This window comes from Pseudorhodoplanes sp. (assembly GCF_050250235.1).
GTDB lineage: Bacteria > Pseudomonadota > Alphaproteobacteria > Rhizobiales > Xanthobacteraceae > Pseudorhodoplanes.
The window spans coordinates 28,478-43,500 of the sequence record NZ_JBFWPA010000059.1 but is presented as its reverse complement, the minus strand read 5'-3'; the positions used below and the strand labels follow the sequence as shown (position 1 = coordinate 43,500).

At 64.3% G+C, this 15,023-nt stretch carries 11 protein-coding genes; 3 read left to right on the top strand and 8 right to left on the bottom strand.

From position 1 onward, the window contains the following. A partial coding sequence (locus AB7F49_RS22880; protein ID WP_428526625.1) for a hypothetical protein occupies nucleotides 1-267 on the bottom strand: 267 nt, incomplete at its 3' end. A 169-nt stretch (nucleotides 268-436) separates the two neighbouring features. Here AB7F49_RS22880 and AB7F49_RS22875 point away from each other — a divergent pair. Further along, the gene (locus AB7F49_RS22875; protein WP_428526623.1) at nucleotides 437-1,492 is read left to right on the top strand and encodes an alcohol dehydrogenase; all 1,056 of its coding nucleotides are present in this window, start codon (nucleotides 437-439) and stop codon (nucleotides 1,490-1,492) included. A gap of 88 nt (nucleotides 1,493-1,580) precedes the next feature. Next, nucleotides 1,581-2,393: a hypothetical protein gene (locus tag AB7F49_RS22870; protein ID WP_428526621.1), complete on the top strand. Its 813-nt coding sequence runs from the start codon at nucleotides 1,581-1,583 to the stop codon at nucleotides 2,391-2,393. 5 nt (nucleotides 2,394-2,398) lie between these two features. Here the strand turns inward: AB7F49_RS22870 and mutS are convergent, their stop codons facing one another. The 7 genes from mutS to AB7F49_RS22835 form a co-directional block, all read right to left on the bottom strand. Next, nucleotides 2,399-5,179, bottom strand: a complete 2,781-nt coding sequence (mutS, locus tag AB7F49_RS22865) for a DNA mismatch repair protein MutS (protein ID WP_428526619.1) — start codon at nucleotides 5,177-5,179, stop codon at nucleotides 2,399-2,401. Between the two features lie 105 nt (nucleotides 5,180-5,284). Next, entirely contained in the window at nucleotides 5,285-6,304 is a 1,020-nt protein-coding gene (locus AB7F49_RS22860) for an amidohydrolase family protein (RefSeq protein WP_428526617.1), read from the bottom strand. Nucleotides 6,305-6,443: 139 nt separating this feature from the next. Further along, nucleotides 6,444-8,156: a thiamine pyrophosphate-requiring protein gene (locus AB7F49_RS22855; protein ID WP_428526615.1), complete on the bottom strand. Its 1,713-nt coding sequence runs from the start codon at nucleotides 8,154-8,156 to the stop codon at nucleotides 6,444-6,446. Between the two features lie 254 nt (nucleotides 8,157-8,410). Further along, nucleotides 8,411-9,955: an indolepyruvate oxidoreductase subunit beta family protein gene (locus AB7F49_RS22850; RefSeq protein ID WP_428526613.1), complete on the bottom strand. Its 1,545-nt coding sequence runs from the start codon at nucleotides 9,953-9,955 to the stop codon at nucleotides 8,411-8,413. Continuing rightward, nucleotides 9,952-12,153, bottom strand: coding sequence for a thiamine pyrophosphate-dependent enzyme (locus tag AB7F49_RS22845; protein WP_428526611.1), 2,202 nt, complete (start codon nucleotides 12,151-12,153; stop codon nucleotides 9,952-9,954). Before AB7F49_RS22845 ends, AB7F49_RS22850 begins: the two co-directional genes overlap by 4 nt. A gap of 61 nt (nucleotides 12,154-12,214) precedes the next feature. Continuing rightward, a complete protein-coding gene (locus AB7F49_RS22840; protein WP_428526609.1) occupies nucleotides 12,215-13,513 on the bottom strand; it encodes a TRAP transporter large permease in 1,299 nt (432 codons plus the stop codon). 9 nt (nucleotides 13,514-13,522) lie between these two features. Then, on the bottom strand, nucleotides 13,523-14,044 hold the full coding sequence (locus tag AB7F49_RS22835) for a TRAP transporter small permease (RefSeq protein WP_428526607.1): 522 nt from the start codon (nucleotides 14,042-14,044) through the stop codon (nucleotides 13,523-13,525). A 464-nt stretch (nucleotides 14,045-14,508) separates the two neighbouring features. On the opposite strand from AB7F49_RS22835, the gene AB7F49_RS22830 reads away from it, so the two are divergent. Continuing rightward, nucleotides 14,509-14,991, top strand: coding sequence for a MarR family winged helix-turn-helix transcriptional regulator (locus tag AB7F49_RS22830; RefSeq protein WP_428526606.1), 483 nt, complete (start codon nucleotides 14,509-14,511; stop codon nucleotides 14,989-14,991). Nucleotides 14,992-15,023 lie beyond the last annotated feature (32 nt).

Below are 15,023 nucleotides of genomic sequence, written 5' to 3'. Positions count from 1 at the left end.
GGCAAATTCGAACAGGACGCGGATCACCTCATCCTGCATCGCGCAAAGCCGTTCAGCGCAGCGGCGTCCATGCCGATCCTTTAGCAGGAGCTGCTCGGCCTTTTCGCGCCCGCGAGAAAGCTCGCCTTTCATGAACTGCGCCACCGCCGTGCGCATTTCGCTTTCGCGCCCGGAATAGGCCGCGGCCAGCGCCTCCAGTTCATGGGCTGCGGCGTCGGCGTCGAAAATCTCGCTCGCGGTGCGGGATGTCTGGTTGGGCGATAGCATGTCGGATGGGGATAGCGGAGCGCTTGAGCGCTGTCACGGCCTGATGCGCGTCAATTGACGAACTTTAATGCGTCCCGCGCAGCCCGGGTGATATGGAATGCGGCCCTTTCGACGGCTGATCACAATCCGGAAAACCGGCTAAGCTGGCCGGCCCGGGGAGGAAGCAACGATGATATCCTACCAAGTCTGCGAGTGTGGCGCGCCGTTGCAATTGCGCGAGGATACCACACCGGAACCTGCTGGAACCGAGGTGCTGCTGAGGGTGACGGCGGCCGGCATCTGCCACAGCGACATCCATTTCTGGGAAGGCGTCTACGACATCGGCGGCGGTCAGGTGATGCGCCTGGCCGACCGCGGCCTGAAACTGCCGCTCACACTTGGACACGAGAATGTCGGGCGCGTGGTGGCGGTTGGTCCGGAGGCGCGAGGCGTCCAAGTCGGTGACGAGCGGCTGGTCTATCCCTGGATCGGCTGCGGAACCTGCGCCGTGTGTGCTCGCGGCGACGAGCAATTGTGCCTGAAGCCGGGATTTGTCGGAGCCTTCCGTCCGGGAGGGTTCAGTGATCACCTGATGGTGCCGCATCCGCGTTACCTGGTTGATTATGGCGACGTTGCGCGCGAACAGGCGGCGCCACTGGCGTGTTCCGGCGTAACCGCATATGGCGCACTGAAGAAGTTCGGTGAACTTCTGAAGCGCGAGCCGGTCGTGGTGATCGGCGCGGGCGGCGTGGGGCTGATGGCGCTTGCGATCCTGCGCGCAATGGAAGCGCGGGGGGCGATCGTGGTCGACATCGATCCGAGGAAACGCGAAGCCGCAATGCAGGCGGGTGCGCTCGCGGTCGTCGACGGCAAGGCCGCCGATGCCGCCGCTCAAATCCGGGCGATCGTAAACGACCGGATCTGGGCGGTGGTCGATTTTGTCGGCTCGGGTCCGACAGTGAAGCTCGGCACCGATCTTCTGACCAAGGGCGGCCACCTCGTGGTGGTGGGTCTGTTTGGCGGCGAGATCACGATCCCGACGCCCTACATCCCTATGCGCGCGATGACCCTTCAGGGCTCATATACCGGAAGCTTGCCCGAACTGAACGAACTGATCGCGCTGCTGCGCAAGCGGCCGATGCCTTACTTGCCGGTTCAGGTTCGACCTCTCGACACCGTGAACCAGAGTTTGCAGGACCTCAAGGACGGCGCCGTGGTGGGCCGCGTGGTGCTGGCGCCGAACTGAAACTCGCAGCGCATGCCTCGCTCCGCGACGGACTAGCCTGTGGCCCCCGACTCCGATACAGCGTACCAACCTCCGGTTCGATAACCGCATGTCTCCCGCGGAACTTTTCTGGCTCTCGTTGCTGCTCAAGGCGGCGCTGACGGCATCGATCATCGTTAGCGCTTCGCTGATCGTCGAGCGCGGCGGCCCCTTCGTCGGCGCAATGATCGCCTCGCTGCCGACGTCGGTCGGCGCAGCCTATATCGTCATGACCTTCGAGCATCCCGCGGATTTCATCTCGCGGTCCGCTCTTGGCAGTCTTACCGCCAACGCCGCGGGTGTGACGTTTGCCGCGGTTTACGCAATGCTGGCGCGGCGATATTCGCTGCTATTCGGTCTCGGCAGCGCGTTGCTGGTCTGGTTCCTCTGCGCGCTCGCCTTGCAGAAACTCGATTTCAATATCTGGACCGCGATCGCTCTCAATGTCGGCGTGGCAATGGCGGCAATCTGGATCACGGCGCGGATTCGGGCGGAGTCCTTTCCGAAAGTGGCCATCGTGCCACGGGCCTATGATATCCCGCTGCGCGCGGCCGCCGTCGCAGCCTTTGTGATCATCGTCACCACGGCCAGCCATTCGATCGGCGCGTTCGCCTCCGGCATTTTCGCGGTCTTCCCGATCGCACTGTCGAGCTTCATCGTGATCCTGCACAGTCGGATCGGAGGGCCGGCGACCTCCAATGTGATCGCGCATGCACAGGTGCCCATGCTCGGACTGATTCCGGCCTTTCTGGCGGTCTATCTCTTCTCCACCTCGCTTGGCGAATGGTGGGCATTGCTGATCGCGTTGATGGCGTCGTTGTTGTGGAACGGGCTGCTCTGGACCTGGCGCACGCAGTTCGCCGCGCGTCTGCCGATGGATTGAAAGCTTCAGCGTCTGCTGTCCGCCAGCGCCGCTTTCAGCGCATAGAGCGCTTCCATCGCCTCACGTGGTGACATCTCGTCCGGGTGCAGCGCCTGCAGCGCCGTGATTACCGCATCGAGCGGCGACCGTTCCTGCTGGCTCGATGTGGGGCGCGCGGCCTGGAACAGCGGCAGATCTTCGAAGCCGCGCAGCGGCTTTCCGCGGTTCTCCGCCTCAAGCTCGGCCAGCACCACCTTCGCACGCTCGATCACGCTCGCCGGCAGGCCTGCGAGCTTTGCGACCTGGATGCCGTAGGAGCGGTCGGCCGCGCCGGGAACGACCTCGTGCAGGAAGACGACTTCGCCCTGCCATTCCTTGACCCGCATCGTGGCGTTGTGGATGCGCGGCAGTTTTGCCGCCAGCGCGGTCAGCTCATGGAAATGCGTGGCGAACAGCGCGCGGCAGCGATTGACCTCGTGCAGGTGCTCGACGCTCGCCCAGGCGATCGACAGCCCGTCGAAGGTCGCCGTGCCGCGCCCGATCTCGTCCAGGATGACAAGCGATCGCTCGGTCGCCTGGTTCAGGATCGCGGCGGTCTCCACCATTTCCACCATGAAGGTGGAGCGCCCGCGCGCCAGATCATCGGCGGCGCCGACGCGCGAGAACAGCCGGTCGACGATCCCGATCCGGGCCTGTCGCGCCGGGACGAAGCTTCCCATCTGCGCGAGGATCGCGACCAGTGCATTCTGGCGCAGAAAGGTGGATTTGCCGGCCATGTTCGGACCGGTCAGCAGCCAGATGCGACCGGCCGCCTCGATTCTTTCGTCCACGGCATATTGGGGAGGGGGCAGGGCCGACAGGTCGCAGTCATTGGCGATGAAGGGCTCGTTCAGGGACTGCTCGACCACAGGGTGACGGCCACCCTCGATGACGAAGCACAGCGACCGATCGATCGCAGGCCGCACGTAATCGCGCTCGACGGCAAGAGCGGCCAGTGCGGTCGCCGCGTCCAGTGCAGCGAGCGCCTCCGCGGCGGCCATGATGTCCGCACTTGCTGACTGCACCTGCGCGGCGAGCCGTTCGAAGACCTCGAGTTCGAGACCGAGCGCGCGGTCCGCCGCGCTGACGATCCTGGCTTCCAGTTCGCCGAGTTCGGTGGTGGTGAAACGCACCTGACCGGCGAGCGTCTGGCGGTGGATGAAGCGCTGATTGAGCGGCGCGGCCAAGAGTTTTTCGCCGTGCTGCGCCGTTACCTCGACGAAATAGCCAAGCACGTTGTTGTGGCGGATTTTGAGAATGCGGATGCCGGTCTCGTCGGCATATCCCGCCTGCAATTGCGCGATCACCTTGCGCGAGCGGTCGCGCAGCGCACGGGTCTCGTCGAGCGCGCTCTCGTAGCCGTCGCGGACGAAGCCGCCGTCGCGTTTGAAGGCAGGGAGTTCGTCGGCCAGCGCCGCGGACAACTCGCTCAGCAGTCTTCTGGATGGACGTCCGAGCGCTGCGGCAGTACCGGCAATATCCTGAGGGAGGGCGCTGAAGCCGGAAAGCTGTCGCGCCAGTTCCGCGCTTGTTACGAGACCATCGCGGATCGCGGCGAGGTCGCGCGGCCCACCGCGCCCGACCACGAGCCGGGACAGCGCGCGCGCCAGGTCGGGCGCAGCTTTCAGGCTCGATCGCATATCGCTTCGCAATCCGGGATCGTCCACAAACAGCGTCACCGCATCCAGCCTGCGCGTGATCGCATCGGAGTCGGTGAGTGGCGCGGCCAGTCTTTGCGCGAGCAGGCGTGACCCGGCGGCGGTGACGGTGCGGTCGATCGCTGCGAGCAGCGAACCGCGCCGCTCGCCTGACATTGTGCGGATCAGTTCGAGATTCGCGCGCGTCGCGGCGTCGATCGACAGCGCCGTGCCCGCGCTCTCGCGCAGCGGCGGCGAGAGCGGCGGCCGCCGGCCGAATTGGGTGCGCTCCACATAGGTAACGCAGGCCGCGGCCGCGGTGAGTTCAAGCCGCGACAAGGGACCAAAACTCTCGGTCGTCGCCACACTGAAGTAATCAGAGAGCCTGCGTTCCGCGGTGGCGCCGTCGAACACGTCGCGCGTCAGCGGCATCACATGTTCGAATTCGCGCCGGATCGGAGCAATCTCGGCATCCGCGTACAGCGCATCCGAAACGATGATCTCGCCGGGGTCGATGCGGGCAACCTCCGCCCCGAGCTGGCCCGCTTCGCTTTCCGTGACCCGAAACTCACCGGTCGAGATATCGATCCAGGCCAGCGCGAAACGCGCCTGTCCTTCGTCGGAAGAGCTCCGGGCGCGCGCAAGCGCCAGCAGGAAATTGTTGCGCCTGGCATCGAGCAGCGAGTCCTCGGTGAGGGTCCCGGGCGTGACAAGGCGCACCACGCCCCGCTGCACCACGCTCTTGGCGCCGCGCTTCTTGGCTTCCGCCGGGTCCTCGAGCTGCTCGCAAACCGCGACCCGGTGCCCAAGTCCGATCAGCCGGTGCAGATATTCTTCGGAGCGCTCGACCGGCACGCCGCACATCGGGATGTCGTTGCCGAGATGCTTGCCGCGTTTGGTCAGCACGATGCCGAGTGCGCGCGAGGCGATTTCGGCATCCTCGAAAAACAGCTCGTAGAAATCACCCATCCGGTAGAACAGCAGGCAATCCGGATTGGCGGCCTTGATCTCGATGAACTGCTCCATCATCGGAGTCACGCGGCCGGCGTCAGCAGGCGCGGCCTCGGTCGGTGATGGCTTGTGCGGGGCATCCATGGCGGGCACGCTATCAGAACGGGGCGATGCGGGCATGGGATTTGGCGGTGCCGTTCACAAGCGATGCACCGCCCGGAGAAAGAAATCGCCGGGGCAGGCCCGGCGAAGTCTTCAAGTATCGGCTTCTTGCGGCCGGAATTTCTACTTCACAAATGTCTTGCCGGTGATCCGTTCTAGGTTCTTGTAATACACCTTGTCGAGATCGGCCTTCGGCATCCCGTACTCCTCCAGGATGCGCAGCGTCTCGCGGATGTACATCGTGCCCTTTTCCGGATCGAACGGGCAGTCCGACGCGAAGATCACCTTGTCGAGGTCGAAGAAGCCGAAGCCGAGCTTCATCGCCCCTTCGGAGGTGAAAGTTGCGGTGTCGGGATAGAAGTCATGCTTGAAATAGTCCAGCGGCCTCTTCTTGAGGCTCTTCAGCAGCGCGCCGTAATCCTCGTCCGAGGTGCGCGCGCCGAGCTGATCCCAGCCCGGACCGACGCGGCCTTCCAGCGTCGGCACGATCGAGCCGAAGTGATGCACGATCACCTTCAGCTTCGGCATGTCGTCCAGCATTTTTGAGAACACCAGCCGCGACATCATCGCCGCGGTTTCGTAGGCCCAGCCGAAGGTCCACCAGATTTCGTAGAGCGACTTCTTTTCGCTCAAATAGTCGGGGAAATTGGCGCCGCGCGATGGATGCACCCAGATCGGCTTGTCGAGCTTTTCCATCGCTGCGAAGAACGGACGGAATTCAGGTGAATCCAGCGGCTTGCCTTCGACATTGGTGAAGATTTGCGTGCCGCAGGCGCCGAGTTCGTTGATGGCGCGGGTGGTCTCGGCGACGCCGGCATCGGGTGCGGTCAGCGGCGTCTGTGCAACAAAGCCCGCAAACTCGTCCGGATATTTCGCGCAGAGTTCTGCCATGCCGTCGTTTCCGACCTTCGCAAACTCGACAGCCAGCTTCGGATCGCCCCTGGAGACCTGCTCGAGCGTCGGCGCGGCCAGCGAGATCACCTGCTTGTAATCCTTGAAGCCGCCGATGATCTTGCGGCGATGATCCACATCGTGCAGCGCCGGCAACTGGGTGGCGCGCTTGCCGATGTCCGGCAGGCCGCTCGCCAGCAGCTTGTCGAAATAGGCTTTCGGAAAGAAGTGGTTGAAGGCGTCGATGCGCATGCGGTGGTCCTTGGTTTTTCGAACGTCGAATTGTCGTTGAGGGCGGCAGACCAGAACTCCGCTCATTCCCGCGAAGGCGGGAATCCAGTTGTTGGCTTCTGGGTCCCTGCCTTCGCGGGGACGAGCGGATAAATATGCATCAGTACGGCGTGATCACGTTGAGCAGAACCTGCTTGCCGGAGCGCACGGCGTCGCGCGCCCGCGCCAGCGCAGCCGGTACGTCCTCGGGGCGCTCGACGCGCTCGCCATGTCCGCCCTGCGCCGTGACGAATTGATCGAATGGGGGAGAAGGATCGAGATCGGCGAGGAAGCGGCCGTCGGTCTCGCCAGCGACGCCGTCCTTGAACATCGACAGCGTAGCCTTGCGCACGGCGCCATACCGGCTGTTGTTGAACACGATGGAGAGGATCGGCAGGTTGAACTTTTGCTGTACCCAGTGGCTCACCGTCGGGTTGCCGAACATGTAGCTTCCGTCGCCGAGGGTGGCGACAATCAGTTTCTCGGGGGCGGCAAGCTTGGCGCCGACTGCGGCGCCGAGGCCCCAGCCGAGCCCGCCCGCGGGTCCGACCGAATAGAAAGTCTGTGCCTTCTCGCGCGGACAATGCTCGATCGACAGCGGGTATTCGTTGAAGATCACCGCGTCGGTGCCGAACGCCTCGCCGATGCAGCGGCTGAGATAGGCCGGCGTGATCTTGTCGGACGCACCGCCCGCTTCCTTTGCCGCCTTCTCGGCGCGGATCTTGCGGTGCGCGGCGGCGGCCTCGCGGCGGGCTTCGATTGCGGAAGCCATGCCCGCCCGATGCTTTTCGAGTGCCGCGCGCAGCGCCTCGTAGGCGTCGGCCGAGCGCGACACGAGCGACAGGTCGCTCGGGAACGAGCGCATCGGATAGCGCTGATAGACGGGGTCCTCACCGATATGCGCGACCTTGCAGCCGGACTTCATCTTGTCGAGATGCGGATACCACGGCACGTCGCATTCGGCGTTGATGATGAGGTCGGCCTGCGGCACCAGCGGTCCGGAATCGTAGCCCGCATGCATCGGATGGTTCGATGGCAGCGTCACCACGCGGGGATTGTGGTTGACCACGGGGATCGCGAAAATTTCCGCGAGTGCCGAAAGCGCCGCGACCGCCCGCGGATCGCCGTCCGAGGAGGTGATGATCAGCGGTGATTGCGCCCTGGCGATCCACTCGGCGAGTGTTGCGATGGCCTGCGGATCAGGATGGCCAAGCATCGGCAACTGGCGCGGCGCTGACGACAGCGTCTCGGACACCGGTGCGGCCAGCGGCTCGCGGGGCAGCACGAGATAGACCGGCCCCCGGGGCGACGTCATCGTCATTTCGTAGGCGCGGGCGGCAACATCGGCGGCCTGTTCCGGCACTTTCAGCTCATAGTCCCACTTTACCAGTTCGCGCAGCATGCCGGCCTGGTCGAACATTTCCTGCGCCCAGTGGATCGAGCGGCTGCGCGATCCGAAGCTGCCCTTCTCGGTGAAGGGCGTGCGGCCGGCGGCGAGGATCAGCGGCGCGCGGTCGCGGGCGGCATTGGTGATGTTGTTGATGGTGTTGCCGGTGCCGACATTGACATGGACCATCACCGCCTGCGGGCGTCCGGTCATCAGATACGCGCCATGCGCCATCGCGACCGCGAGATTCTCGTGCGGCACCAGGACCGGCTGCGGCAGCTTCGCGTTGCTGCCCTGCGCACGGGTGAAGGCTTCGACGATCGGTGGAAAGTCGGTGCCGGGATTGCAGAAGAAATAATCCACGCCGTGCTCGGACAGCGTCTTGAGGAAGATCTCGGCCGCAATCGGCGCAGACTTGCTGGGCTTTCCGCCGGACGGCCCTGGCATGGCGTTTCCTCAACCTTCTTGCTGCGTTCGTTCGGCCTCATCCTGGGGAGCGTCGCAATAAGCGTGGTTACGCGCGTCTTCGACGCGTTATGGCGATGCGTCTCGAAGGATGGGGCCGCCCTCGTCCTTCGAGACGCGGACTGCGCCCGCTCTCAGGATGAGGGCGGAATGACCATCTGGCCTGCGGACATCGGTGGCCGCGCAAACGTCTAGCGGAGCGGCCAGCCGCTTACAATGCCGCCCGCGAATGCGAGCTATTCCGCTGCAATGCGGAACGACAGGCGCGCGTCGAATTCGTCCAGACACTTCGCGAGCGAGTTGCCCTCCGGATCAACCAGAGCGGCCGTCCGCGCACTGGCGATGCCGTCGATCGCGTCCTGCACCGGGATCTGCCCGTTGAGGGCCGGGATGATCAGGCGCGTTTCGATGGTCTGAAAATTCTGGGTTCCGCGCTTGTGGGTCGACCCATAGCCCTTGATCAGGCGGGCGCATTCGGCGATTTCGAGCGCCAGCGCCGGCGAGTGCCTGGCGGCCGCCTCGACCATGCCGAGCCAGGCCTCGATCTGGGTCTGTTCCTCGACATAGCGATGCATGTAGCGGCGCAGCGGCCGCAGCTTCGCCAGCGCCCAGAAGCGCAGATAGCCCGTGACCGACGTGGTGCTGACATACATGCCGACATGGACCTTATCGAGCCAGCCCCGCTTTTCGGCCGTCGCGATGATGCGGCGGGCGAGTGCCGGCGGCAGCACCTGGCACATCTCCTCGATGCCGGGCTTGAGGAATTCGGTGACGCTGTAGGGTTCGCCGTGTCGGGCGCCGAGTTCCTGCTCGATGCGCTGCATGCGGGCCGGATCGATTTTCGCCTGTGCAACCCGGATCAGATCCTCGAACGACATCCGTACCGCGAGGTGGCGCGCGGTCTCGCGCAACAGCTTGCCGTCGCCGTGCATCCGGGCCTCGATGTCGCGCACGGGGGCGAGGCGATCGAGCAGCAGGCGCGCGTAATCGTCGTCCTGAAAGCGCGCGAGACGTCGTACGCCTTCGATCAGCACGTCCTGCGCCGATTGCGGCATGGTCTCGCGGATTTCGTGCTCCAGCGTGACAAGGTCATTGCGCGGTTTCTCGCGCCGCTTGCCTTCGGTCGCGCGGCGGATTGCGGTCGCCTCGGTGCGAGCTGCCATGAGGCCGGCCTTGAAGCCGCGCAGGTTGGCCTCCGCGGCCTTGCCCTCGGCGCGGATGGCACGTTCGAATGCCTCGACCGGGATCGGCAGCTTTCCGCAGCCGGCAATGGCGCCGAGCATCACCGCGTTGATCATGGCACCGGCTTCCTTTGCGACCGATTCCATGTCGAACAGGATGCGCGACCTGGAGTTTTTCTCGGCCGCATCCAGCAGACGCGCGTCATCGAAGCGTCCGTCGCCCAGCGCCATCTTCTCGTTGATCACATAGAAGCGGCTGGTCGACGAGATCAGCAGCGTGCGGTCCGGCGTGCAGAAGCCGTTGGCGATGCAGCGGCCGGCCTCCATGAATTCCGACGACACCAGAAGATCGATATCGCCCACGCCGGGGGCGAGCGCCAGCACCGGACGGCGCACCCCCAGTTCATGCCAGGGGGTCGGATAGATTTCGATATAATAGGTGGTGCCGCCGGTCCGCTGGGCGACGCCGGGGATCGAGGTCGATTGCGCCGGCAGGCCGAGATCGGCCGCTGCCGCCATGATCCAGTTGGTGAGCACGCCGCCGCCTTCGCCGCCAAGCGCGGCAATCAGCATGGTGACCGGGCGCTGTGGCGTGGTCATGCGGACACCTTTGCCGTCACTTGCTCGCGCGCGGCGGCGGGCATGGCGCCCTGCGGCATGGCTGCCTGCTGCGGACGTCCGGCGAACCAGGAGATCACGGTGCGGCGGATATTGAACAGCGTGCGATCCCACCAGGTGGCGTTTCGCACGAGTTCAGCGCGATAGAAGGACGGGCACAGCACGGCGGCATGCGCGACCTCGCCGCACAGACCGCAGCCGACGCAGGATTCGATCACGCTCGCCACCGGATCGGTGCGCAGCGGATCGGGCGAGGGCTTCACCGTCAGCGACGGGCAGCCCGACAGGCGGATGCAGGAATGGTCGCCGGTGCAGATTTCATCATCGACGCCGAACTTGGTGCGTACCACCCGTTCGCCGCGCGTGAGTTTGCCGGCATCCTCCGCGCGAACGCGGCGCTGGCGCGCGAGCTGGCATTCGCCGTCGGCGATGATGACCTTCAGGCCGTGCTCGGTGCTGGCAAGCGCCTCTTTCATGGTCGCCATCATCTTGCCGACCGAATAGGTGCGCACCTTGCGCATCCACTTGACGCCCATGGTCTTCAGCGTCTGCTCGATATCTGCGGTCTGTCCTTCTCCGGCGCGGCTGGCCTTGGACGAGGGCATGTATTGCAGGCCGGTCGCCGAGGTATAGCCGTTCTGGAACACGATCAGCAGGCCGTCGCCCTTGTTGAACAGGTTCGAGGTGACGCCCGTGATCAGGCCGTTGTGCCAGAAGCCGCCGTCGCCCATCACCGCGATTGGCCGCTTGTTGACATTCGGTCCGACGGCCGCCGCGCTCGCGAGCGACATGCCGTAACCGAGCACGGAGTTGCCCATGCTGAATGGCGCAAACAGGCCGAAGCAGTGACAGCCGATATCGGCCGAAATATGCCGGTTGCCGGTCTCGGCCTGGGTGAGCTTCAGCGCGGAAAAGACCGGGCGCTCCGGGCAGCCGGTGCAGAAGGTCGGGGGCCGCGGCGGCAGGTCGCGCAAGGAATGCTGCGCCGCCGGCAGATGTGCCGTCATCTTGTTGAGCCGGTCGCCGACCGCCGCGGTGTCGAGCCTGGCGGGCTTGGCCTCGATCAGGAACTGCGCGAGGCCGCGCATCAGTACTTCCTGCGTGTATTCACCCGCCGGCGGCAGCACATCCTTGCCGTAGAGCCTGGTCTGGACGTCACCGCGACGAAGCTCGGTCGAGACCATGTGCTCGATATATTCGGGAAAGCCTTCCTCGACGATCAGAACCGCCTTCTTGTCGGCGCAGAAGGAGCGGATCTCCTGCGGCACCAGGGGATAGGTCACGTTGAGGCAGAGCACCGGCACGCGGGATTCGCCGAACAGGTCGGCCATGCCAAGCCGTTCGAGCGCGCGCAGCGTGCCGTTATAGAGGCCGCCCTGCACGATGATGCCGATATCCTTCAGGTCGCCCGGGAACAGCTCGTTCAGCCGCTCGCGCTGAATGAAGTCGCGTGCGGCTGGCACGCGCTCCTCGACCTTGAGCTTCTCATGCGCGAAGGTGACCGGTGGATGCGAAAGCCGCGCGAAGTTGTGCGGCGCCGGACTGGTCGGGTGAATCTCCGATACGTTCGGCTTGATGTTGTCCTTGGCTTCAAACGAGCCGGTCACATGGCAGGCGCGGATGCGAAGCTCCAGCATGACCGGGGCGTGGGTTGCTTCCGAGAGTTCGAAGCCCTTTTCCACGATGCGCACGATGCTGGTCAGGTCCGGCCGCGGATCGAGCAGCCAGATCGACGATTTCAGCGCATAGGCGTGCGAGCGCTCCTGGATGACCGCGCCGCCTTCGCCGTAATCCTCACCGACGATGATCATGGCGCCGCCCATCACGCCGGGCGAGGCAAGATTGGAGAGGGCGTCAGACGCGACATTGGTGCCGACGATCGCCTTCCAGGTCACCGCGCCGCGGATCGGGTAATTGATCGAGGCGCCGAGCATGGCGGCGGCGGAGGCCTCGTTGGTGCAGGTCTCGACATGGACGCCGAGTTCCTTGAGATAGTCTTCCGCGTCCACCATGACATCGAGCAGGTGCGACACGGGCGCGCCCTGGTAGCCGCCGACATAGGACACCCCCGACTGCAGCAGCGCCTTGGTGACGGCGAGAATGCCCTCGCCGTGAAAGGTTTCGCCGTCGCCCAGCCGCAGGGACTGCACTTCTTTCTTGAAGGAACGTTCCATGGTCATCCTGTCGCGCCCGGCCCGGGTGCCCCCGGCCGGAGCCCAGTCTACAACAATTGCAATCTAATTACATATGCGACGGTAGCCAGGTGGCCAGCGCCGGAAACAGGACCAGGATCACCAGCCGGATCAGGTCCGTGATGATGAACGGGATCACCCCTATGAATATCGTGGATATCTTGATGTCCTCGAGCACGCTCTTGATGACGAAGATATTCATGCCCACCGGCGGATGGATCAGGCCGAGTTCCACGGTCATGACGATGATGATGCCGAACCAGATTGGGTCGAATCCCATCTCCTTGATCAGCGGGAAGATGATCGGGACGGTCAGGATCACGATGGCGAGGGCGTCCATCAGGCAGCCCAGCAGCAGGTACATGATCAGGATCAGCGTCAGCACACCGTAATTGCCGATGCCGAGCCCGGTCAGGAACGCGGTGACCTTTTGCGGAGTCTGGGTGATGGTGAGGAAATAGCCGAACAGCAGCGCGCCGATCAGGATGGTGAAGACCGCCGCCGTGGTGCGGGTGGTCTCCAGAAGGCACTGCAGAATCTGTTTTCCGGACAGCCGCCGGCGCGCGACGCCGATGATGAAGGCGCCACCGGCGCCCGCGCCCGCGGCTTCGGTCGCTGTGAACATGCCGCCATAAAGGCCGCCGATCACGAATGCGAACAGGAGCAGTGTGGCCCAGACGCCCTTGATGCTCTCGACCCGCTCACCCCACGACGATCTCGGACCCGACGGCAAGAAGCCCGGCCGCGTCCAGCCGATGACCGACACCGTGGCGACATACATGAGCACCGCAAGAATCCCGGGAATGACACCGGCAATGAACAGCTTGCCGATATCCTGCTCGGTGATGATGCCGTAGATCGCGAGCACCGTGGACGGCGGGATCATGATGCCGAGTGTGCCGCCGGCGGCGATGACTCCGGCCGAGAAGCTTTCCGGGTAATTGAAGCGGCGCATCTCGGGGTAGGCGACGCGCGAGAAGGTGGCGGCGGTGGCGACCGAGGAGCCGCAGATCGCGGAGAAGCCGCCGCAGGCAAGGATGGTGGCGATGCCGAGGCCGCCGCGCAGGTGCCCGATAAAGGCGTTTGCGGCTCGGAACAGTTCGCGGCTCATACCCGAGGTGGTCGCGAACGAGCCCATCAGCAGGAACAGCGGCACCACGGCGTAATTGAAATCGGTCACCGTGCGCATGGTGGTATGGCCGACGATCTTCAGCGCAGGGCTCATGGAGGTCAGATAGCCGAAGCCGGTCACACCCACGAGACCAAGGGCCATGCCAATCGGCACGCGCAACAGCATCAGCGTAAACAGCGAGACGAACCCGATTACGGCGACGGCGTCAGTAGACATCGGAATCTCTCACTCGCCCGACTTCGACACTTCGTCGACCGGCTTCATCAATTCGGGATGGAAAATCAGCCGATAGGTGCGGACCGCAATCAGCAGCACGGCGGCAAGATCGCCGACCCAGGCGATCGCGAAAAACGGCCAGACCGGGATGCGCATGTCGAAGGTCTGCACGTTCGCGCCGTACGTGGTCGAGACCTTGTCGAACAGCGTATAGGTCTGCACGGACACGACGAACAGCAGCACCAGCGTGGCGAACACGTCCATGATGCGTTGCCAGTAGGGACTGACATTGGCCCAGAGCAAATCGACGGTGATATGCGTGCCGCGATAGCTGGTGGCCGCGATGCCCCAGAAGATCAGGATGCCGAGCAGCAGCTGACCGAAGTCGTAGGCATCGGGGATGGTATAGTTGAAGAAGTAGCGCAGCAGCACCGACACGAACACGTCAAATGCCACGAGCCCGATGAAAAAGGCTGCGATCCATTCGATCGAGTCGATGAAGCCGTCCATCCACCTTGTTGTTCTGCTCATCCCCCAACCTCGTCGCGCCGCATGGACGGCTTTCAAATTGTTCTTGGCCCCTCAGGCATGACGGCGGGAAAACCGTTCCCCGCCGTCCGTCCTACTTCAATCGTCAAAACGCGGCGCGATCAATAGGCCGCCTTGAACGTCGCAAGCGATGCTCCGGCCTGTTGTCGACGGCCGACCGTTCATCGTCTGCCCACGCTCCGAACACGATCGCGTTGCGGTGGGCAGGTTCTTGCCGGCACCACGCACACCGCCGCTGGTGCGGTCGGCCGGAACGCCGCTGCACGCGGGGCCAAAAAGCGGGGGCAAGCATCGGCGTCCTCTTACGTCAGCGCCGGCTTCTGCGGGCTTGTTCTCGCGCCAAAAGCACGTTGCAAGCATTGTAAGCGAGAATAGTTGGATATAAAACAATTTTCCTTTTGGTCTTTTGGCGAAGCGAGGGGCCTATCGTGCCGCGCGAGAGTGCCGTGCTCCGCGGAGCGGAAACCGAGGCGAATGCGCGCGCAAGCGCCGACGATGCGCTCGATTTCGGTCCGTTCGACGACTGGATCGGTTTCCGTCTGCGGATGGCGCAGATCGCCTCGTTCCAGTCCTTTGCGCGGCATGCTCAGTCCGTGGGCTTGAGCCCCGGGCGATTTGCCGCCCTGATCCTGATCGACCGCAATCCCGGTATCAGCCAGACCGTGCTCGCGCGTGCCATCGGCAGCGACAAGTCAACACTCACGCCGGTGCTCGACAATCTGGTCAAGCGTGGGCTGATCAGCCGTGTCCGGACGCGGAGTGATCGTCGCCTGTACGAGCTTTCGCTCACCGATGCCGGTCGGAAGGTGATGCGGGCGATGCACGAATGCGCGCAACGCCACGAAAGCGAGCTTGACGCGATCGTCGGGCCGCGCGAGCGGGCCCAGTTCGTCAAGATCTTGCGCAAGATTTCGGCGGCTTTGGGTTGATGTTGTCATTACGGGTCCGCGCTACGCGCGTC